The sequence below is a fragment of the Haemophilus influenzae genome (assembly GCF_003494325.1).
Taxonomy (GTDB): Bacteria; Pseudomonadota; Gammaproteobacteria; order Enterobacterales; family Pasteurellaceae; genus Haemophilus; species Haemophilus influenzae_I.
In genome coordinates this window covers 1-21558 of record NZ_QQIK01000005.1, presented here as the reverse complement: position 1 = coordinate 21558, position 21558 = coordinate 1, and the positions used below count along the sequence as shown (strand labels likewise).

Genomic DNA, 21558 nt, shown 5'->3' with positions numbered 1-21558 from the left:
TCTATATAGAAATAGACGGCGAATTCTAATAGTTTTACGCTTTATTGTCAATAATTAAACAATATGCTCTAGGATTAAAATTAGATTAAAATTTACCGCACTTTTGTTTTTTAATAAAAAACTTTATTCCCCACGTTTTAGCATTCCTTGTTTTTTCAAATTAACCAGAATAATTGAAATAGCAGCAGGCGTTATACCTGAAATTCGGCTCGCTTGACCAATGGAAACCGGACGATGTTGTTCCAATTTCGCACGTACTTCATTAGATAAACCAGATACCTTGTTGTAATCAAAGTTAGCTGGAATAGCCGTATTTTCGTGGCGTTTTTGTTTTTCGATTTCTTCTTGTTGGTGCTCGATATAGCCTTGATATTTAATAGCAATTTCTACTTGCTCAACAGCTTCCTTATCTTCCATTGCCGGTTTATATGGCGTTAAAGAAGTCAAAATATCGTAGGTCATTTCAGGACGACGCAATAAATCTTCACCGCTAGCCTCACGTACAAGTGGACTACCAAGCACTTTATTCGCTTCTTCTAAATATTCCGAACGAGGATGCAACCAAATGCTGCGTAAACGTTGGCGTTCCTGTTCAATATTTTCCATTTTTTGATTGAAACGTGCCCAGCGAGCCTCATCGATTAGACCTAATTCATGGGCAATTGGTGTTAAACGAATGTCTGCATTGTCTTCACGTAGTAACAAACGGTATTCAGCACGAGAAGTGAATACACGATATGGTTCTTTGGTACCAAGTGTGCAAAGGTCATCAACCAATACGCCAGTATAAGATTGATCACGGCGTGGATACCATGCATCCTTCTCTTGAACATAAAGACCTGCGTTAATCCCAGCCAATAAACCTTGTGCCGCTGCTTCTTCATAACCGGTTGTACCGTTAATTTGACCTGCGAAGAATAGACCCGAAATTGATTTAGTTTCTAATGTTGGTTTTAAATCGCGTGGATCAAAATAATCGTATTCAATAGCATAACCTGGTTTCACAATACGTGCGTTTTCTAAACCTTTCATAGAATTCACAATGCCCATTTGCACATCAAACGGCAAACTGGTAGAGATCCCGTTTGGATACACTTCATTACTGGTTAATCCTTCTGGTTCCAAATAGATTTGATGTGAATTACGATCCGCAAAACGCATCACTTTATCTTCAATAGATGGGCAATAACGTGGACCGATCCCTTCAATTACACCAGTATACATTGGACTACGATCCAAATTATTACGGATTACTTCATGAGTTTGTTCATTGGTGTGAGTAATATAACAAGGAATTTGTTGCGGGTGATCAGATACCGATCCCATAAAAGAAAATACAGGTAATACAGCATCACCATGCTGTTTAGCTAAAATATCAAAATTGATCGTGCGTGCATCAATACGCGGTGGTGTACCTGTTTTAAGGCGATCTACACGTAATCCGAGATCTCTTAATCGATGTGAAAGATTTACAGAAGCAGGATCGCCTGCTCGACCACCTTCATAATTTTCCAAACCAATATGAATTTTACCAGCTAAGAAAGTACCTGCAGTTAATACCACTGATTTAGCACGAAAAGTTAATCCCATTTTTGTGCTAACGCCTGTAACTCGATCTTGCTTAATCAGAATATCGGTCGCTTCTTGTTGGAAAATATCTAAATTAGGTTGATTTTCTAATGCAGTACGAACAGCTTGACGATATAGAACTCTGTCAGCTTGAGCTCGAGTAGCACGCACTGCTGGGCCTTTACTGCTATTTAAAGTACGAAATTGGATCCCTGCTTTATCTGCAGCATGCGCCATTAAACCGCCCATTGCATCTACTTCTTTTACTAAATGACCTTTACCGATCCCACCAATTGCAGGGTTACAAGACATTTGCCCTAAAGTATCTACATTATGTGTTAATAAAAGGGTTTTAAATCCCATACGAGCTGGTGCAAGCGCGGCTTCTGTACCCGCATGGCCACCACCGATCACAATCACATCATAAGTTTCAGTGTAAAACATATCTATCTCTATTTATTCGGATCAAAAAATTGGCGTTATTCTACAGAAATTTAAAACACCTGACAAAAAAAGAATGGATCTATTGATCCTTTGAAAGATCAGGTTTGTATTAGTAAATAAGATCTCTTTTTATATATAAAGATCTTATTATTGTTATTATTAAGATCTTTTTTGGTTGTGAGTAACCTTATTCGATCCTTATGGAAACAGGTGTTATAGGATCCAAAAATCTTGTGAAAATGCGATCATTTTCTTTAAAAATCTTGTGTGTAAAATGGAAAGTTATTAACAACTTTATTTTTTCTCAACGTTACTAAGTGAGTAAAAACAGTTTTATGACAGATTATTTATGAGTTATCCACAGATAAAAATGAATTTTTATTGAAATCCCTATAATTTAGTTTTTTTAAACAATTAATTTTATTAAATGTACGTTTTATGATTTGACTTTGTAGTTACTACAGGTTTTATGCTTCCTTCAAATCAAATAGTTAAGGAAATAAAATTAAAGATTTTTTACAGTCAATTGTTACTGAAAGTGAACATAATGAAGAGGAATGTAAAGCAATAGAAGGATTGAAAAGCAAATGTAATTTGTAAAAATATTCAAAAATTTGACCGCACTTTAGGAAGAAAAAATGCCGCCTAAATTTTAATTTTTAGACGGCATTTTATTTTTCTAGCTACTATTTCGACAAATCAATTTGATACACTGCAAAACCGATTTCGTCAGTACCCACCTGTTTCATCGGGTATTGTGCTTTTTCTGCGATAAATTTCGCTGCTTGTTCGCTTGGCGATGTTTCAAAACGGACATCTAATTTATCGTTACCTGTGATAGGCACAAAACGCCAGTTTTTATCCGCATTTGGATTGACTGAACCCTCTTTCTCACTGGTTGCTTTAATATAATCAGCCAAAATTTGACGGCTTTCATCAGGCGAAGCGTAAACAATATGTTGATCGCCAGTGCCTGGGAATTTATTACTGTAAGCACGATAGTTATTCGTTGCAATCAAGAATTCTGCTTTTGGATCAACTGGTTTGCCTTGATAAGTGAGGTTCACTACACGATGTGATTCTGGGTTAATTAATTTACATTCGCCATCGTAACGAGCAGGTTTGGTTAGATCGTATTCATAATTGACACCATCAATTACATCAAAGTTGTAAGTACGGAAACCTTCCCAGTCGATTAATGATTGTGGTTTATCACTTGTAGGGTCAATTTGTTTAAACATACCAGCACTACATTCTAACCATTCTTTTAATTGTTCGCCTGTCGCTTTAACAACCACTAATGTATTTGGATAAAGGTATAAGTCTGCAGCGTTACGGAAAGTTAATTTACCTTTATTCACTTCTGTATAACCCGTTGGGTCATTTTTACGACCACCCGCTTTAAATGGTGCGCCTGCACTTAAAATAGGTAAGCCAGCCATTGCTGCAACACTTGGTGCAACTTTCTCTACATACGCTTTTTGTGCTTGGTTTACAATTTGAATGGTTGGATCATCTTGTACTAATGCAAGGTAACTATACATATTGTCTGTGGCTTTGCCGATAGGTTGAGAAACATATTTACGTGTCGCTTCGTGAACTGGTTTTAAAAGTGCGGTAATTTCTGGGTCATTTTTTGCAAGTGCTTTTTTGGTTTCTATATCATAAATTGGACGAAGCACAGCTTTGCCAGAAGTCACGATCCATTTACCCTTGTGTTCTGTTAAGCCTAAATCCACCACGCTGATATTATTTGCCCAGTAACCAGCCATACTTTCTGGTACGCCTTTTACGGTACCATTTACGATGTCTGCATTTGGTGATTTCGCAAATTCTTTATTTGGGAATAAACGGTGTGAGTGTCCAAAAATAACCGCATCAATATGTGGAACATCCGCTAAATAGAATGCAGAGTTTTCAGCACCTTCTTGATAAGGTTCATCAGATGGGCCAGTGTGAGCTAATGCAACGACAATATCAGCCCCTTTTTTCTTCATTTCAGGGACATATTTTTGCGCTGTTTTTACAATATCACGGGTTTCAACTTTGCCTTGAAGGTTTGCTTTATCCCAAACCATAATTTGCGGTGGCACAAAACCGATGTAACCAATTTTTAATTTATGTGTTTTACCTTGATTATCAACAACTGATTTTTCTTGAATGACATAAGGTGTGAAATAAGGTTCTTCTGTCCCCGCTTTTACTACGTTTGAATTCACAATTGGGAATTTAGCTTGTTTGATGGCATCTGCAAGATAATTGAGACCATAGTTAAATTCGTGGTTACCTAATGTACCCACTTCATAATTCATCGCATTTAAACAATCGATCGCAGGGTTAGATTTACCCTCTTTATAGCCTTGTGCGGCTTGATAGTCTGCAATTGGATTACCTTGAATTAAATCCCCGTTATCAACCAATACACTATTTTTTACTTCAGCACGTGCTTGACGAATAAGGCTTGCCGCACGAGTAAAACCGAATTTATCGGTTGGTGCATCTTTATAATAGTCAAAATCGGTCAAGAAACTATGAACATCTGTTGTTGCCACAATGCGTAAATCAACATCGCTCTTTCCTTTTGCCATCGCAAAACGGTTTGCACTTAATGCAAGAATACTGGTCGCACCAATTTGAATAAAATGACGTCTGTTCATCATAGAGTTTTCCTTATTAGGGTGAGTAAATATTCCCTTTATTCTAAGAAAAATAGCGGATTCTTAAAAGAAAGGAGTAAAAATATTTTTATTTAATTAAGATAATAATTTCTGTACTAAGGAAGTATAAATATTAACCCCAGTAAGTAATTGATTTTCATCAAAATCAAATTCAGCTTCGTGATGACCTGCTGTGCGATCTGCGCCAAGAATGAAGTAAATTGCTTTGCCTCCATGTTCTTGTACACGTCTACCTAAGATAGTCGCATCTTCACTTGCATTGAAAGCATAATCTGAATTTACGTTATTTATTTGTGGTTGTTCAAGAGATATTTCTTCGATGAGTTTTATAAGTTCAACATCGTTATTCATATCCACTGCTTCACCTACAATTTCAGTTTCATACGCTACATCAAAACTTATGGAGATACCTTTGGCTATTTGCATGACTTGTTCAGTCATGTATTCATTAATTGCTTTATTTTCTCCCCGCACTTCTAATTGTAATTCAGCAGAGGATGGAATGACATTTCGTCCTTCACCCGCTTTTAGCACACCCACATTAATTCTTGTCATGCCTTTACCATGGCGTGCAATACCATGAAGTTGAGTGACTGTATGCGCTGCAGCTAATAAAGCATTACGACCTAAATGGGGCGCAGCACCTGCGTGCGCAGGTTTACCTTTATAGCGAATATCAATTTTTGTAGTGGAAAGAAAATTTCTTGGATTAGCAATAACTGTGCCTGTATTCGCGCAAAAACTAATGTGTGAAGAAGCAAAATAATCTGCATCATCAATTATGCCACTTTGTGCAATGGCTGCTGCACCTCGAACACCTTCTTCTGCTGGTTGGAATACAATTTTTACTTTTCCAGTGAGTTTATCTTTGTTCTGAGCGATCCATAATGCAACACCTAAACCTATTGTAATATGTGAATCATGTCCACAAGCATGCATAAAACCATCGTTAATTGAGGCAAAACCTTCTTTATTTGGAATATGCGCGGGTGAGCGAGTTTCCGTTACATTCACACAGTCGATATCAAAACGTAACGCGATGGTTTTTCCTGGTTTACCTGAATCAAATAATGCCACACAACCAGTGTACCCTTCCATTTTTTCGAGCCATTTTTCATTGGCTCCATAGGCTTTTGCATTAGCTAAGCCTTTATCTACTACGGCTTGTTTTCGTCCACGAACAAAGTCTGGATTTATAATTTGTTTGCCAAGAAAAATTTCAAAACAATCTAAGTCTTCCAAGTAATCCGCAATGCGAGAAGTTGTCCAAAATTCACTCCAGCCAATTTCTGGAAAACGATGAAATTCACGACGCCATTTAACAAGTTGATTTAAATCTAAGTTCATTTTTTCTTCCTTTAAAAGTCTATAAAAACAGACCGCACTTAAAAAAAGTGCGGTCAATTTTTTACTATTTTTACAACATAAATAATGCTAAGAATAAAACAGCAAGTATCATACCTGGTGCGGTACGTTTTACCATTTCTACTGGGCTTACCATCGCAAGGCCTGCACAAACAATGGTTACACCTGCAATTGGTGAAGCTGTACGACCGATTGCACCAGCAATCGCTGCTGCCATACCAAGATTTACGTGAGTGTAGCCGAGTTCTACAGCATGTGGTGTGACGGCAGTGTTAAAGGCAATCGCTGCTGCATCGCCAGAGCCTGTAATTAAACCCATTAAGAATGGTCCAATTGTTGCACCCCAACGTACAAATTCGTTGGATTCTTTTAAGAAAGAAATTGCCGCATCCACTGCACCTGTAGATTTTAATCCTGCTACAAATACACTGGCTGCAATAATGATACCAAGTACGTTTGCATAAGAATTTCCCATACCATTGAAAAATTCTTCAGTGATTTTTACTGGGGAAATACGAGTTACTATAATGCCGTAAATTGCACCAATCAGCATCGCTTGAGGAACGCCCATTTTAGTCCATTCAAGACCCGGTACTTGTTGTAATGATGTTCCACCAATCACTAAAATAACTAATGGTATTAATGGTGCAAGGGCATAAAGTACATTGACACCTTCAACAACTTTAATTTCACTTTCTTTTTGTTCTGCAAGATAAGCTTGGCGATGTTGTTCACCATAATCTTTAAAAACAAGCGCAAGAATTGTTAAAACAACAGCACCTATTGCTCCCGCAATCATGTTATATGGCGCATGTGAAAGGTTTACTTGAGTGATAGTTAAGCCTGACATTTCACTAATCATTGCTGAGTGAGAAGAACCTGGGCTCATCATTGATCCAAAAGTCCCTGCTAAAATAGCTGCACCAGCAGTAGCTGGTCGAACACCCGCACTTTTTAAAACAGGAATTAATGTTGCACCAACCGCAGCTGCACAACCAGCAGCAGAAGGAATAGCAATATTGATGAAAAAGGTGATGACTGTTGCAATCGGAATTAAGAAGAATTTTAATCCGCTTAATGGTTTGGTAAGTAAATGCACTAGATGAGTATCACATTGAGTGTATTTCATTACATAAGCAAAACCCATACTAGAACAGATAGCCATAATTAATCCGCCAGATGTCATGCTTTTGGCAAAAGCATCTAATGCGCCCATTGGATTCAGCGTTAGAATGGACATTATTAAACCGACACCAATCAAAACAGTTCGGGTTTCGGCTTTTTTAATCAGAAAATAAATTGTGGCAATAATGCCAATCACTGCAACGATGGATTTGAATAATTCCATTATATGTTCCTTTTAAGTTAATAAGAAAAAGTTGTATTGATGTCAAATGTGCCACATTCCATATTTTCACTGAAGCACAAAATAGGATTTTCACCCAACACAGTTGCCATTTCATTTTGTATATAAAGTGCAGAACCTTCAGGCAATGCATATACAAGTGCGGTTGGATTAACGAGTAAAAATTCAGCCAAACGTTCTTCTCGGCTTTCGCCATTATGACCTTGCATTTTACCTGAAATAAAGTGCGGATTAATTTGATGAGGAAAAAGCTGTAATGCTTGAAATGAAGGAGGATAAGTAATTGGCATATCATTCGTTGTCATAATGGATGCACCCACTACATTTGCCCCAGCACTCCAACCAAAATAAGGCGTACCGTTATTCACTTTTTCACGAATGATATCAATTAAATTGTGTTCATAAAGCTGTTTTAACAAACAAAATGTATTCCCGCCGCCAATAGCAATGACATCTGCTTGTTCAATAATATCTCGATGCTGTTTACCATGATGAACGGAAACAATATTCATCTCTAAATAAGAAAGTGCATTTTGCACAGTTTTTTCATATTCATCAAAAGTGCGGCGTACCCCAGCATAAGGCACAAAAGCAATTGTTTTACCACGATAATCCGCCAAGAAATTTTGTAACCAAGGTAGAGTGTGTTCAAGATAACCTGTGTTCTTGTATTTTGAGCTACTGAGCAGTAACATGTTTTTCATTTTCTACTCCTTTTTATAGGTATTTAGAAATACCGATATTACGCTTAGAGAAGGTTAATTTTCAACGAAAAATTATTATTGTTTAACGAATATCAAAAAATAAATCATATCAGGAGAAAACTATGTCAATTAATCTTAATCGTGTTCAAAATTTAATTGAAAAACTGGCTTTTATTTCATGTTATATCAGTGAAAAAGAGATCATCCGTGAGATTTTAATCTTTATGTTGACCGCACTTTCCTTTGTTATGGTTAAACGTTACACCCGAAAACTCGGCCAACAAACAGAATTTCAGCCTATTTTGTTAAGAGTATTATCCTAAATAAAAAGAGCGGTTGAAAACAATTAAATTTTCAACCGCTCTTTTGTACTTAGCTTATTACTACTCGAAAGAGCCTACATTAAGATGTAGGCTTCTCTTTTTTTAATTAGCTTGTGATTTTTTAAGGTCAAATTTGTAAGAAACAAAACCATACAATGTCCAACCGATAAAGGTCACAATTGAACCATATAACATCGCTTGTTCACCGGCTGCATAAAGCGCATAGATACTATATAGTGAACCAATAAAGGCAACAAAAACGGTTGTTTTATATTTTTGTGGCGTAACATTCTCTGCTTTCAATAACACTGCAAGTGCAGCCATTGAGAGCAAGTATGGAATAACGTTTGTTACTACCGCTAAGTCCACCAACACATTGAATTGTTTATTTAATGATGGGCTGATTGTCATTAAAGAGAGTAAAGTTTGTAACGCAGTAATGGTAATCATACCAACAACAGGTGCATCTTTAGTGGTAACTTTTTTGAAGAATGCTGGGAAATAACCTTCTTCTGCTGAAGATTTGAATACTTGAGCAATAGTGAACTGCCAGCCTAATAATGAACCAAAGCAAGACATCACCATTAAGACCATGATAACTTTACCTACAATTTCATCAAACATATGAGCAAAGGCTAAACCGAATGGCGCTGTTGAATTAGCGAGTTCAAGGTTAGGTACAATACCTGCAATCACGTTAGTTGAAACAATATAAATTACCGCTGCCCCTAAAGTACCACCAAGTACTGCTATTGGTACGTTTTTCTCAGGGTTTTCAACTGCATCTGCGTTAGCACAAGCTGATTCTAACCCTAAGAACGCCCATAATGTCATTGAAATAGATACACCGATCGCTTCAAAAGTTGGTACATTATGTGGGTTCCAAGAGTTTACATACATTGAACCATCAAACCATTTCCAACCAATGATAGAAATACCTACTACAGGGATAATTACGCCCCAGATAGTAAATGAACTTATATTACCGGTGATTCTTGCACCACCAAAGTTAAGAACGGTTGCAAGCCAAAGGGTGAAGATGGTCCATAATGCGATAGAAAGTGGAGAAAGGGTTGCGCCGAGAAGCTCTGAACCATAACCCACCGCAGAAATCGCGATTGCTGTATTCGCAATAACTAATGATACACCGTAAGTGTAGTTAGCCATGAAGTTACCGGCTTTACCGAAAGAGTATTCCGCATAACCGCCCATACCACCAGATTTTTTACTGAACATACCGCATTGTGCGAATGCGTAAGCTAAGGCTGTTGAACCAACGGCTGTTACAAGCCAAGAAACGATGGAAATAGTCCCAATTTCAGCTAATTTGGTCGGTAACATAATGATACCGGAACCCATCATATTAACCATGGTAAGAATGGTAAGTTGTACCACACCAATTTTATTACTTTTAGCGCTCATAATTTATACTCCTACAAGTGCGGTCAAAAAATCAGATGTTTTTAACCGCACTTTCTTTTGTTTGTGCTGAGAGGGTTATGAGGAAGATCCTCACAACCTCACTTTATTAATAGTCAGTTAAAACATAGCCATATGCACGAGTACGTCCATCAGGGTCTTTTTGTAAGTAAACCCCTTGGATTTCAGGTGCGAAACCAGGTAATGTGTTGATACCTTCTTCTAATGCAAGGAAGTATTTTTGTGCAGTTGGACTCCATCTTTCTCCAGGCACCACACATAACACACCTGGAGGATAAGGTAATGCACCTTCCGCAGCCACACGACCAACAATATCAGTCAATGGAACGAGTTCAACTTTGTTACGTACTAACTCAATATTTGCATCATGTGGATTTAATACATATTCTGGTAATGTCGCTTTGCGGAATAAATCTTTTTGAAGTTGTTTCACATTGCGGCTTACATAAAGATCATGCATTTCTTGGCATAATTGACGGATGGTGTAGCCTTTGTAACGGTCTTCATTGTTTTTATACACAGTTGGCAATACATCTTTTAATAAAGAGTCTTGTTTAATGTGTTTTTCAAACAAGGCGATTTGAGCGACCAAAGTTTGCATTTTGGTGAGGGTTTCTGCCGGAGTGAGCAAGAATAAGATTGAATTCAAGTCACATTTTTCCGGAATAATACCGTTTTCTCGTAAGTAGTTTGCAAGAATGGTTGCTGGTACACCAAATTTTTCATATTCGCCTGTTTCTAAGCTAATACCTGGCGTGGTAAGCAAGAATTTACATGGGTCAACGAAATATTGTTCGTCAGCATAGCCTTCAAATTTATGCCATGTATCTGTTGGGTGGAATTTGAAGAACTCGAGGTTAGTTGCGATTTCTTCTGTGTCATAATCTTGCCATTTTTTACCTTTAATTGTGGTTGGAATAAATGGACGAATTAATTCACAGTGATTTAATACTAATTTACGTGCTTCGATACCAACTTTCACACATTCATGCCATAAACGACGACCTGCTTCGCTACCTTGAATTTTTGCATTCACATCTAACGCCGCAAATAATGGATAGAACGGACTGGTTGACGCATGTAACATAAAGGCATTATTGAAACGTTTGTGGTTTACATAACGATCTTGACCTTTAATGTGTTTATCTTTTTTGTGAATTTGTGAAGTTTGTGAGAAACCTGCTTGTTGTTTATGAACAGATTGAGTCACTAAAATACCAGGGTCATTTTCATTTAATTCAAGCAATAATGGAGAGCAGTCTTTCATCATTGGAATAAATTGTTCATAACCTACCCATGCAGAGTCGAATAAGATGTAGTCACAAAGATGACCAATTTTATCTACCACTTGACGTGCGTTATAAATTGTACCGTCATAAGTACCTAATTGAATAACGGCTAAACGGAATGGACGTTTTTGGTTTAATTTTTCAGGCGCCACTTCTTTAATTAATGATTTCAAATAATCTTCTTCGAAGCAGTGACTATCGATACCACCAATGAAACCAAATGGATTACGTGCAGTTTCTAAGTAAATTGGGGTTGCACCCGCTTGAATTAATGCACCATGGTGGTTTGATTTATGGTTATTACGGTCAAATAATACTAAATCGCCCGGAGCAAGTACTGCGTTTAATGCAACTTTGTTTGAAGAAGATGTACCATTTAATACGAAGTAAGTTTTATCTGCATTGAATACTTGAGCAGCATATTTTTGTGCATCACAAGCTGCACCTTCGTGAATTAACAAGTCACCTAATTTCACGTCTGCATTACAAATATCTGAACGGAAAATGTTTTCACCGTAGAAGTCATAAAGGAAACGACCTGCTGGGTGTTTACGGTAGTATTGACCACCTTGATGTCCCGGACAGTCAAAAGCAATATTACCCATTTCTACATATTCACTTAACATTTTGAAGAATGGAGGTAACATTTTTTCTTCATAAAGTCTTGCAGCAGTTTCGATTTGACGGCTATAAAGCTTAATGTCATAACCATTTAAATCTTGAATATGATAAATAGCATCATAGAATTTCGGATCAACTTGTTCTTCTTCAGTTTGAACAACAAATACTGGGATACCAAAATTTGTTGTTTGAATACGTTCAAGGTATTCACCTACATCCCCTGATGTCAACATGATAGCTGCAACATCAGTAAAGTCTGTTTTGGTAATTTCAACTAATTCTCTATTTGTAGAGAAATATTGTTCAACTTTTGGATTATATGCAATTTTTAAGTTTGGCATAATAAACTCCTTTTATTTATTTTTTTGACGTAAAGTTACCCTGCGCTATTAATTTTAATAACGCAATAGATTTATTTAGAATAAAACAACTCGCTCTAGTTTTTTAATATAAAAAACTAAAGTAAGAATTTTTATTTTAAATTAAATAAGATTAAGTTAATTTCACAAAATATTTCTTGCCTGTTCTAGACAATACAAAAATATTCAGAAATTAATCTATGGAGACTCTCTAAACAGAGAGAACAACTCTGTTTAGAGAGCCGTGTTGGATGGTTTATTTTGAGAAGCGAATACTGAGTATGAGAAGCAAGAGCGATGCGATGGCATCATAATATGGCGTGTACGACGGATATGCGCCATCAAAGAACGACCTTTTATCGGATTAAACCATAAAAGTCTCAATACTTTCGTATAGACGTATCTGTGTATATATGTACGAAGTAGCATAGAAAAATTTCCTCTTTCTATCTAAACTAACCTTAGTTAGGTATATTCTCTGCTTGTGTAAATATCATGTCAATAATATTTTTCAAAAAATGTGATCATTATCAAAAAATAAATTTAAATTTCATATAAAAAATAAAACCACAAAAAGTATGGAAATAAATTATTCTTAAATTTAGGCGATTAATTAATGTACCAATTTATCTCTTTCCTAAGCTAAACTTGCTACCATGACTGCTTTTATCGTATGCATACGGTTTTCTGCTTGTTCAAATGCAATGTTCATTGGCTATTCAAATACATCTTCAGTAGTTGTAGGGTGGGCTTTAGCCCACCAACAAACAATCGTGAGATATTTTGGTGGGCTGAAGCCCACCCTACATAAAGTACGCATCATTCTATGCGTGCTTCTTTTTATTTTAGGAGCAATCATTATGATGATTTTATAAAGGCAATTCAGTTGTTGATTTGACCGTTTTTAGAGTAACTTCTGATTTTAAGGTTTTAATGCCAAGCCTAGAATTAAGATAGGTATTTTTGATGTAATTAAATTGATCAAGATCTGATACATTGAGTTTTAATAAGAAATCAAAGCTACCAGCCATAAAATGGCATTCGGTAATTTGAGGGATTAGTTTCACTTCAAAAATAAACCGCTCTTTTAATTCTGGATCTTCTTCAAAGAAAGAACCTAATGCATAAACGATGAGATTACAGTTTACTTTTTTAATTTAATAAGGCTACATAGTTATCAATTACGCCACTTTCTTCTAAGTGATTCACTAGACGTAAACAAGCTGAATTTGAAAGTCCTATTTCGTTAGCCAGTTCATTATTTTGTAATCAGCCATTGCGTTGCAATGCTTTAAGAATACGGGTATCAATATTATCAAAGCGTTTTTTAAGCATAGTAAATCCTTTTTATGCTAACAAAAAAGATAACTTATTATAAAAGAAACCGCCTAGAAAAACTGTGATCTAGGTGGCAATTTGACTAATTAAACGCTATATAAGGATACTTGTACTACCAGTAAAATAGATCCGATTAGTAATAAACATCCAATCATAGGCATCACGAATTTAACCCATCTATCAAACGGAATATGCAACATTTGGAGAGTCACCAATACTAATCCTGTTGGTGCCAAGAATAGCATTGCATATTGTCCCCAGTTGTAAGCGGAAACCACGATATCGCGTGGAATACCCACTGAGTCAGCAAGTGGAGCCATAATTGGCATTGAAAGCACGGCTAAGCCTGAAGAAGACGGCACGATTAAGCCTAGGAAAATAAATACGACTAATTGACCTAAGATGAATACGCTACCTGGCATACCGCTAACTACATTAGACATATAATCAAGAATGGTGTCAGAAATCATACCTTGTTCGAGTACTAAGTTTACGCCACGAGCAAGACCAATGATTAAGGATACGCCTACTAATTCTGATGCACCTTCAGTGAAAGATTCCACAATATCTTTTTCAGACAAGCCACTGATAAACATAATGATGATAGTAATGGAAAGGAAAGATGCAGCCATTTGAGGGAACCACCATCCGCCAACCATTACACCCCAAATCATAATAGGGAATGCAATGCAGAAAAGCGTTAAGATTAATTTGTGACGAGCTGAGAATGCGATAGTTGCATTTGGATCAAAGTTCTTCATATAACGTTGGCGAAATTCTTCGCGATCGTCATAAGTGAAAGAAAAACTTGGGTCAGCTTTGATTTTTTTACAGTACCAATAAAGATATACGATTACGCAAGTTGCCCCTAAAACTAAACCTAGAGCACGGAAACCAATACCTTCAGTAAATTGAATACCAGCTGCATTTGATGCGATAACAACGGAGAATGGGTTAATTGTAGAGAATGCCGTTCCCATAGATGAAGCAAGGAATATAGCTCCTACACAGACTATTGCATCATATCCCAGAGCCAAGAATACTGGCACCAGAATCGGATAGAATGCCACTGCTTCTTCTTCGATACCACAGGTTGTACCGCCTAACACCATTAAAACAGATACGCTGAATACAATAAAAAACTCATTGCCTTTGGTTTTTTTCACGAGAGCCATCAAACCGGCATTAAAAGAACCGGTACGGTTAATGACACCAATCATACCACCTAATACAAAGATAAAGACCATAACATCAACGGCTTCGATGGTGCCTTCAACCATACTTTTGGTGATATCTTCAATGCCTTTATGGTGTTGTTCTACACGTTGATAAGTACCAGGAATAGCGATTGGTTTTTTGATCACGCCTTCGGTGAAATTGGAGAGTTTAATTTTTATATTGAGATTATCAAGAGTGTTTGTTGTGGCGGGATAAGTTTTATCATCAACGCCATAAGCTTTGACCACAAAGACATTATCAGTGGAATTATATGTTAATTTTGAATATGAACCAGATGGAATTATCCAGGTTAATCCAACAGCGAGAATTAATATTGCAAATAAAATTGTAAACGCTGATGGGAAATTAAACGTTTTCTTCTTTTTGGACGCATCCATAGCGAGCTCCTTATGTGTAACGTTTAAAGTGCGGTTGGTAAAAACATCGGTTAAACCGACCGCACTTTTTACCTTGAGAATGATTTCACAAAGCACCTTTATTATTTAAGCATAATAGGATATGCCTTCAGCTTTTTTCGTAATACGAGTACCAGCTTTGCCTTTCACAATGTCCACAATATTAGATAAAGAGCCTATTACTGCATCTTTTCCTGTTTGTTTTGCAAAGTTGATGGCTGCTTGTACTTTTGGCCACATAGAACCTGCTGCAAAACCAAGTTCTGAAATTGCTTCAGGTGAGGCAACTGAAATTGCTTTTTGAGTTGGTTTTCCCCAATCTACGAAGGTTGCTGAAACATCAGTTGCAATGATGAATAAATCAGCATCAAGATTTTCTGCAAGTAAAGCTGAACATAAATCTTTGTCAATAACGGCTTCAACACCTTGTAAATTATGGTTTTCATCATAATAGGTCGGGATACCACCGCCACCCGCACAAATTACGATACTGCCTTTTTCAAGCAACCATTTGACCGGACGAATTTCAAAAATACGTTTTGGCAATGGACTTGGCACAACGCGGCGATATTTATCACCATCTTGTGCAATAGACCAATTTTTTTCTTTTGCCAAACGTTCAGCCTCTTCTTTCGTATAAACAGGACCAATTGGTTTAGTTGGATTTTTGAAAGCTGGGTCGTTGATATCAACTTCTACTTGAGATAATAACGTTGCAAATGGCACTTCAAATGGAACTAAATTACCGAGTTCTTGTTGAATCATATAACCAATCATTCCAGCTGTTTCTGCTCCCAATACATCTAAAGGATAAGTTGGCACATCAGTATAGGCAGCACCTTGTAAGGCGAGCAAACCCACTTGTGGACCATTACCGTGTGCTATCACTAATTCATTATTTGGCCAAATCTTAGCAATTTGCTCACAAGCAATGCGAACATTTTGTCGTTGATTTTCGGCTGTCATTGGTTCTCCGCGTCGTAATAACGCATTACCGCCTAATGCAATCACTATTCTCATACGTTCTCCTTATGCCAAACTTGCTACCATTACAGCTTTAATTGTGTGCATACGGTTTTCTGCTTGTTCAAATGCAATGTTCATTGGCGATTCAAATACATCTTCAGTCACTTCAATACCATTAGCTAATTCAGGATATTTTTCAGCAATTTGACGACCAACTTTGGTTTCGCTGTTATGGAAGGCTGGCAAGCAGTGCATAAATTTCACTTTTGGATTATCAGTGCGTTTCATTAATTCAGGTGTGACTTGATAAGGAAGTAATAATTTAATGCGTTCGCCCCAAGTTTCTAATGGTTCACCCATTGAAACCCACACATCAGTATGAACAAAATCAGCACCTTTCACCGCTTTGTCGATATCTTCAGTTACGGTAATACGAGCACCGCTTTCTTTCGCAAATTTTTCGCACATTTCCACAAGACTTGCTTCTGGTAATAATGTTTTAGGTCCACAAATCCGCACATCCATACCCAATTTTGCACCAATTAATAAAAGTGAATTACCCATATTATTACGAGCATCCCCAATATAGACATAGCTAATTTCGCTTAATGGTTTGTCGCAATGTTCAATCATGGTAAGCACATCAGCAAGCATTTGTGTTGGGTGGAATTCATCGGTTAAACCATTGAATACTGGCACACCAGCATAATCAGCAAGTTCTTGAACTATACTTTGTTTAAAGCCACGATATTCAATGCCATCATACATTCTGCCTAATACGCGGGCGGTATCTTTCATACTTTCTTTGTGGCCAATTTGGGAGGAGTTAGAGTCGATATAGGTGACTTGTGCGCCTTGGTCATAAGCGGCGACTTCAAATGCACAGCGTGTGCGAGTGGAGGTTTTTTCAAAGATGAGTGCGATATTTTTGCCTTTTAATTTTTGTTGTTCTGTGCCTGTATATTTGGCTCGTTTCAAATCTCGGGAGAGATCTAAGAGATATTTAATTTCACGTTCTGTGTGATGAACAAGACTAAGTAAATGTCTGTTTTTCATATTGAAAGCCATAATAATCTCCTTGTTTTTTGACTATCCATTGGGGAATAAACATACATCATTCGAGGTACTGCTTGTTGTTCGAACACTTGTATTATAAGAGAGGTAAAATGAAATTTGTTATCGTTTTTCAACTGGTAATTCCAGTATGTAGAATTTTATTGCGAGATTTTCAGCTTTATTAGAATTTATATTCATTCTAATAAAAATAAACTAACTCTTTATTGGTATTTGTTTAATTTCTAATAGTAGATCAATTTAAACGAAAATATGTTTTAGCTTATTATTGGATAAAGAGGAATGTGTCTATTGATGCTTAATAAAAGTGCGGTTATTTTTATTACAGTTTTTAATACATTGATCTTCAGCAAGTACCATTTGTATATTTAGTGATATGATAAGCATAGTTTATTTTTTGAGGTTTTTATGAATTTACCTTTTCGAGCAATGGTGTCTGATTTAGATGGCACGCTTTTAACACCTGAACATTTAGTGGGTGATCTTACCATTGATACGCTGAGAGCATTAGAGCAAAAAGGCGTAGATATTATTTTGGCAACAGGACGTAATCATACCGATGTGTCATCCATTCTTGGAAAAATTGGTGCGGAACGTGCGGTTATGATTACATCAAATGGTGCTCGTGTACGGGATTTACAGGGTAATTTGCTTTATAGCAATAGCTTGCCTGAAGAATTAGTTCTCGAGCTTTACAAAACGCCATTTGATACGTCCAAAGTATGCATGAATAGCTATCAAGATGAAGGTTGGTTTACTAATAAAGATATTCCTGCAATGCGTCAGTTCCACAAAGAATCAGGATTTGATTATAACGTAGTTGATTTTTCCAAACATCATGGACGTGGGACAGAAAAAGTCTTTTTTATTGGTAAAACTCCAGAGGATTTAGTTGAAGTAGAAACTTATTTACGAGATAAGTTTGGTGACGTGACGACAATTGTTTATTCTGCATTAGCTTGTTTGGAAGTAATGAATAAGAATGTTTCAAAAGGCGATGCATTAAAACATTTACTCGAATCACGAGAATATGAGTTAAAAGACTGTATTGCTTTTGGCGATGGAATGAATGATGTAGAAATGCTTTCTTGGGCTGGAAAAGGTTGCATTATGAAAGATGCTGATATTCGTTTAAAAACGGCTTGTCCAGATTTAGAAGTTATTGGATCAAATAAAGAAGAATCAGTCGCTTGTTATTTGCGAACTCAATTTGGATTAGATTATTAATGCAGGCATTATTATTCATAAGTTGTGGTGCAATATTAGGCGCGTCATTGCGTTGGACTATAGGATTGTTATTTAATCCTTTATTTTCTTCCTTTGCTTTTGGGACTTTAATCGCTAATTTGCTTGGTTGTTTAATTATTGGTGTATTACTTGGGATTTTTTGGCAATTCCCACAAATTAGTTCTGAATGGCGGTTATTTTTAATTACCGGTTTTTTAGGATCGCTAACTACATTTTCGTCTTTTTCTTCCGAAGTTGTGGAATTATTTTTTAATGACAAGTGGTTAAATGGATTTTGTGTATTGATTATGCATTTATTTGGATGTTTAGCTATGACAACATTGGGCATTTGGATATATAAAATTTGTTCTCAACTTTTACATTAATCCCATTCACTTTGGTTTTGCCCAATTAAATCAGCAAATTCATCGCTACGAAACCCGTGTGATAGCATATATTGCCAAATTTTTTGTTTCATTTTAGGCTTTTGCTGTTCGTTATAATTTGGGAATTTTTTACGTAACAAGTTCTCAGCCATTTCATACCAATCAATTTCTGATTCCATTAAAACTTCATCAATAATATCAGAAGACACACCTTTTAATTGGAGTAATTCTTGTCGAATTCTTACTACACCATAACCTTTTTGTGCGCGTGAATTTAGATAATTTTCTGAAAAACGACGATCACTTTGCCAATTTTTTGCTTGGCATTGAGATAAAGCTTCATCAATTTTTTCTTCCGAAAAGTTCTTTTCCTGCATTTTATTGCGGAGCTCGAATTCACTATATTCTCTGCGGGAAAGAAGATTAACTATGTAATTAAAAGCAAGAGATGACAAGGAATGATTCCTTATTTTATTGAATTGATATAGAGTGCGGTCATTTTTAACCGCACTTTTGGCATTTGTAATTTTCTTTATTCAAAATCACTTTCTGATTCTGAACTATTTTCAGATTGTTCAATGTCAGCCATTAAGGCTTGTTCTGGATTAGCTACTAATTCAGCACGTAAACGAGCTTCTAATTCATCTGATTTTTCTATATTTTCGTTAAGCCATTTCATTGAATTAGCCTTTCCTTGACCAATTTTTTCGCCATTATAGGAATACCACGCGCCTGATTTTTCTACAAGTTTGTGTTTTACTCCTAATTCCAGTAATTCTCCTGCTTTTGAAATGCCTTCTCCATAGAGAATTTGGAAATCCACTTGGCGGAATGGTGCTGCTAGTTTGTTTTTTACTACTTTTACGCGAGTTTCATTTCCTATAATATTTTCCCCGTCTTTTACAGAACCTGTACGGCGAATATCTAAGCGAACGGATGAATAGAATTTTAATGCATTACCGCCTGTGGTGGTTTCAGGATTACCAAACATTACACCTATTTTCATACGGATTTGGTTAATAAACACAACTAGACAGTTTGCATTTTTAATTTGACCTGTGAGTTTACGCAAAGCTTGAGACATTAAACGCGCTTGCAGACCCATATGAGAATCCCCCATATCGCCTTCAATTTCAGCTTTTGGTGTCAGTGCGGCAACGGAGTCCACAATAATTACATCAATTGCGCCAGAACGAACTAATGCATCACATATTTCAAGTGCTTGTTCTCCATTATCTGGTTGAGAAACAAAAAGTTCTTTTACATCTACACCAAGTTTTGCTGCATAAATAGGGTCAAGTGCGTGTTCTGCATCAATAAATGCACAGGTTTTTCCTGCTTTTTGTGCTTGAGCAATGACGGAAAGAGTTAATGTTGTTTTACCAGATGATTCAGGTCCGAAGATTTCTACAATTCGACCCATAGGTAAACCACCAATTCCCAGTGCAACATCTAAGCCAAGTGATCCGGTAGAAATAGATTCTACATCCAACGTTTTAGTATCGCCTAATTTCATAATTGAGCCTTTACCAAATTGTTTTTCTATTTGCCCTAATGCAGCCGCTAGTGCTTTTTGTTTTTCTTCTTGAGTTGCCATAATTAAATTCCTGTTTGAATGTCCAATTTTTTATGATTATATCTGTATTGATGTACAGATCAAGAAAAATATTTATATTAATAAAAAATATGGGGTATACATTCTAGTAAAAAAGGTGGGTTAGTCTAAAAATAGAAGTTTTGATAGAATAATTAGATCAAATTATGTACGATTTTTAATCGCAAAAAAAGTTTTAAATATAGTATATTTATATATAAACCAATCGTTTACATAAAAATAAATTTCAAATTTACGATCTGCTTCACAAATCTGAGATTTATATTTAGGTGTAGTAAAAATGTCATGATATAAATGAAATCAGAAGTACTTCTACTGATTCTTTTAAAATAATTATTCATTGGAGGTTTAATATGAATATAAAGGATGAGCATATAGATAGCGTTTGCTCCTTGTTAGATCAGTTAGTAGGAAATGTTTCCTTTAAAAATCTTTTTACTGGTTACGGTTTGTTTCACAAGGAAGAGACAATGTTTGCCATTTGGCAAAATAAAAAACTTTATTTACGCGGTGAGGGTGTTCTCGCAATTCAATTAACTAAATTAGGTTGTGAACCTTTTACAACGAATGAATTGAATAAACGGTTTGTGCTTTCACAATATTATGCACTTTCTGATCAGATTTTACGTAGTAATAGATTGTGTAGAAGATTGATTATTCTTTCTATTAAGCAGATTCTTGAGCGGAAGCTAGAATGTACGTTAAGAAAATTGAATCGATTAAAGGATTTACCCAATTTAACGATTAAACATGAAAGAGCTTTAATAAAAGTTGGTATTACAAATGTTGCGATGCTAAGAGAGATTGGCGCAGAAAATGCATTGGTGGAATTAAAGAAAAGTGGCAGTGGTGCTACGCTTGATTTTTATTGGAAATTAGTATGTGCTTTGCAAAATAAAAATAGTCAGATGTTAAGTCAAGCTGAAAAAGAGCGTTTATTGAAGAAATTAAACGAAGTTTTGAGAAAAAATGGCTTAAAAGGCTATAGAAAATTAGATGATGAATAAAATTTGTTCATTCAAATAATTTTTTGCAAAAAGTACTTGCAAGGGATTTGAAAATCCCTATAATGCACCGCACACAACGACGCACTGTTGTGAATTTTTTTAAGTTTCCAAGTGCGTCGTTATTTTTTGCTCTTTAACAATGTATCAGACAAT

At 36.2% G+C, this 21558-nt stretch carries 16 protein-coding genes and 4 pseudogenes; 5 read left to right on the top strand and 15 right to left on the bottom strand.

What is annotated here, in order from left to right; all coding sequences use genetic code 11:
* Positions 1–123: 123 nt before the first annotated feature.
* Positions 124–2013 carry a tRNA uridine-5-carboxymethylaminomethyl(34) synthesis enzyme MnmG gene (mnmG, locus tag DV356_RS08180; protein ID WP_118806808.1) on the bottom strand — a complete coding sequence of 630 codons (1890 nt, stop codon included), beginning with the start codon at positions 2011–2013 and terminating at the stop codon, positions 124–126.
* A 501-nt stretch (positions 2014–2514) separates the two neighbouring features.
* On the opposite strand from mnmG, the pseudogene DV356_RS09950 reads away from it, so the two are divergent.
* Positions 2515–2613: pseudogene (locus tag DV356_RS09950) on the top strand (MerR family transcriptional regulator); the annotation flags it as partial.
* Positions 2614–2699: 86 nt separating this feature from the next.
* Here the strand turns inward: DV356_RS09950 and cpdB are convergent.
* From cpdB to pepE, 4 genes are all read right to left on the bottom strand, one after another.
* Positions 2700–4673 carry a 2',3'-cyclic-nucleotide 2'-phosphodiesterase gene (gene cpdB / locus DV356_RS08170; RefSeq protein WP_118806807.1) on the bottom strand — a complete coding sequence of 658 codons (1974 nt, stop codon included), beginning with the start codon at positions 4671–4673 and terminating at the stop codon, positions 2700–2702.
* A gap of 93 nt (positions 4674–4766) precedes the next feature.
* Positions 4767–6038 (bottom strand): M20 family metallo-hydrolase, encoded by a 1272-nt coding sequence (locus tag DV356_RS08165; RefSeq protein ID WP_118806806.1) that lies wholly within the window; start codon positions 6036–6038, stop codon positions 4767–4769.
* Between the two features lie 70 nt (positions 6039–6108).
* Positions 6109–7404, bottom strand: coding sequence for a C4-dicarboxylate transporter DcuC (gene dcuC / locus DV356_RS08160; protein ID WP_005688115.1), 1296 nt, complete (start codon positions 7402–7404; stop codon positions 6109–6111).
* A 17-nt stretch (positions 7405–7421) separates the two neighbouring features.
* Positions 7422–8126 carry a dipeptidase PepE gene (gene pepE / locus DV356_RS08155; RefSeq protein WP_162690987.1) on the bottom strand — a complete coding sequence of 235 codons (705 nt, stop codon included), beginning with the start codon at positions 8124–8126 and terminating at the stop codon, positions 7422–7424.
* Between the two features lie 176 nt (positions 8127–8302).
* On the opposite strand from pepE, the pseudogene DV356_RS08150 reads away from it, so the two are divergent.
* A pseudogene (locus tag DV356_RS08150) lies at positions 8303–8449 on the top strand (SoxR reducing system RseC family protein); the annotation flags it as partial.
* 102 nt (positions 8450–8551) lie between these two features.
* Here DV356_RS08150 and potE read toward each other — a convergent pair.
* The 8 genes and pseudogenes from potE to DV356_RS08110 all read right to left on the bottom strand — a co-directional run bounded on the left by potE (position 8552) and on the right by DV356_RS08110 (position 17164).
* Positions 8552–9871: a putrescine-ornithine antiporter gene (potE, locus tag DV356_RS08145; RefSeq protein ID WP_005640821.1), complete on the bottom strand. Its 1320-nt coding sequence runs from the start codon at positions 9869–9871 to the stop codon at positions 8552–8554.
* 106 nt (positions 9872–9977) lie between these two features.
* Complete coding sequence (gene speF / locus DV356_RS08140) at positions 9978–12140, bottom strand: ornithine decarboxylase SpeF (protein WP_112081817.1); 2163 nt, start codon at positions 12138–12140, stop codon at positions 9978–9980.
* Between the two features lie 252 nt (positions 12141–12392).
* Entirely contained in the window at positions 12393–12587 is a 195-nt protein-coding gene (speFL, locus tag DV356_RS09980; protein WP_197532058.1) for a leader peptide SpeFL, read from the bottom strand.
* A 208-nt stretch (positions 12588–12795) separates the two neighbouring features.
* A pseudogene (locus tag DV356_RS10025) lies at positions 12796–12894 on the bottom strand (ornithine carbamoyltransferase); the annotation flags it as partial.
* Between the two features lie 133 nt (positions 12895–13027).
* Positions 13028–13493 (bottom strand): annotated as a pseudogene (locus DV356_RS08125) (Lrp/AsnC family transcriptional regulator).
* An 89-nt stretch (positions 13494–13582) separates the two neighbouring features.
* Positions 13583–15112 carry a YfcC family protein gene (locus tag DV356_RS08120; RefSeq protein WP_118806805.1) on the bottom strand — a complete coding sequence of 510 codons (1530 nt, stop codon included), beginning with the start codon at positions 15110–15112 and terminating at the stop codon, positions 13583–13585.
* A gap of 105 nt (positions 15113–15217) precedes the next feature.
* Complete coding sequence (arcC, locus tag DV356_RS08115) at positions 15218–16150, bottom strand: carbamate kinase (protein WP_112081819.1); 933 nt, start codon at positions 16148–16150, stop codon at positions 15218–15220.
* A 9-nt stretch (positions 16151–16159) separates the two neighbouring features.
* Positions 16160–17164: an ornithine carbamoyltransferase gene (locus DV356_RS08110; protein WP_105887572.1), complete on the bottom strand. Its 1005-nt coding sequence runs from the start codon at positions 17162–17164 to the stop codon at positions 16160–16162.
* A gap of 414 nt (positions 17165–17578) precedes the next feature.
* Here DV356_RS08110 and DV356_RS08105 point away from each other — a divergent pair, with 414 nt between their 5' ends.
* Both DV356_RS08105 and crcB read left to right on the top strand, forming a co-directional pair.
* Entirely contained in the window at positions 17579–18397 is an 819-nt protein-coding gene (locus DV356_RS08105) for a Cof-type HAD-IIB family hydrolase (protein ID WP_021034534.1), read from the top strand.
* Positions 18397–18783, top strand: a complete 387-nt coding sequence (gene crcB, locus DV356_RS08100) for a fluoride efflux transporter CrcB (RefSeq protein WP_111691157.1) — start codon at positions 18397–18399, stop codon at positions 18781–18783. The genes DV356_RS08105 and crcB overlap by 1 nt, the downstream gene beginning before the upstream one ends.
* On the opposite strand, the gene recX is transcribed toward crcB, so the two are convergent.
* Positions 18780–19238, bottom strand: a complete 459-nt coding sequence (gene recX / locus DV356_RS08095) for a recombination regulator RecX (protein WP_118806804.1) — start codon at positions 19236–19238, stop codon at positions 18780–18782. The two genes, crcB and recX, sit on opposite strands and share 4 nt — an antisense overlap.
* Before the next feature lie 77 nt (positions 19239–19315).
* Positions 19316–20380: a recombinase RecA gene (gene recA, locus DV356_RS08090; protein WP_050848032.1), complete on the bottom strand. Its 1065-nt coding sequence runs from the start codon at positions 20378–20380 to the stop codon at positions 19316–19318.
* Between the two features lie 371 nt (positions 20381–20751).
* Here recA and tfoX point away from each other — a divergent pair, with 371 nt between their 5' ends.
* Positions 20752–21405 (top strand): DNA transformation protein TfoX, encoded by a 654-nt coding sequence (tfoX, locus tag DV356_RS08085; RefSeq protein WP_118806803.1) that lies wholly within the window; start codon positions 20752–20754, stop codon positions 21403–21405.
* Positions 21406–21558 lie beyond the last annotated feature (153 nt).

Bases quoted from the DNA above. Each gene is read 5' to 3' on its own strand.
- dcuC (WP_005688115.1), bottom strand. From the start codon at position 7,404: ATGGAATTATTCAAATCCATCGTTGCAGTGATTGGCATTATTGCCACA.
- DV356_RS08120 (WP_118806805.1), bottom strand. From the start codon at position 15,112: ATGGATGCGTCCAAAAAGAAGAAAACGTTTAATTTCCCATCAGCGTTT.
- tfoX (WP_118806803.1), top strand. From the start codon at position 20,752: ATGAATATAAAGGATGAGCATATAGATAGCGTTTGCTCCTTGTTAGAT.
- crcB (WP_111691157.1), top strand. From the start codon at position 18,397: ATGCAGGCATTATTATTCATAAGTTGTGGTGCAATATTAGGCGCGTCA.
- speF (WP_112081817.1), bottom strand. From the start codon at position 12,140: ATGCCAAACTTAAAAATTGCATATAATCCAAAAGTTGAACAATATTTC.
- DV356_RS08105 (WP_021034534.1), top strand. From the start codon at position 17,579: ATGAATTTACCTTTTCGAGCAATGGTGTCTGATTTAGATGGCACGCTT.
- speFL (WP_197532058.1), bottom strand. From the start codon at position 12,587: ATGCTACTTCGTACATATATACACAGATACGTCTATACGAAAGTATTG.
- mnmG (WP_118806808.1), bottom strand. From the start codon at position 2,013: ATGTTTTACACTGAAACTTATGATGTGATTGTGATCGGTGGTGGCCAT.
- pepE (WP_162690987.1), bottom strand. From the start codon at position 8,126: ATGAAAAACATGTTACTGCTCAGTAGCTCAAAATACAAGAACACAGGT.
- cpdB (WP_118806807.1), bottom strand. From the start codon at position 4,673: ATGATGAACAGACGTCATTTTATTCAAATTGGTGCGACCAGTATTCTT.
- potE (WP_005640821.1), bottom strand. From the start codon at position 9,871: ATGAGCGCTAAAAGTAATAAAATTGGTGTGGTACAACTTACCATTCTT.
- arcC (WP_112081819.1), bottom strand. From the start codon at position 16,150: ATGAGAATAGTGATTGCATTAGGCGGTAATGCGTTATTACGACGCGGA.
- DV356_RS08110 (WP_105887572.1), bottom strand. From the start codon at position 17,164: ATGGCTTTCAATATGAAAAACAGACATTTACTTAGTCTTGTTCATCAC.
- DV356_RS08165 (WP_118806806.1), bottom strand. From the start codon at position 6,038: ATGAACTTAGATTTAAATCAACTTGTTAAATGGCGTCGTGAATTTCAT.
- recA (WP_050848032.1), bottom strand. From the start codon at position 20,380: ATGGCAACTCAAGAAGAAAAACAAAAAGCACTAGCGGCTGCATTAGGG.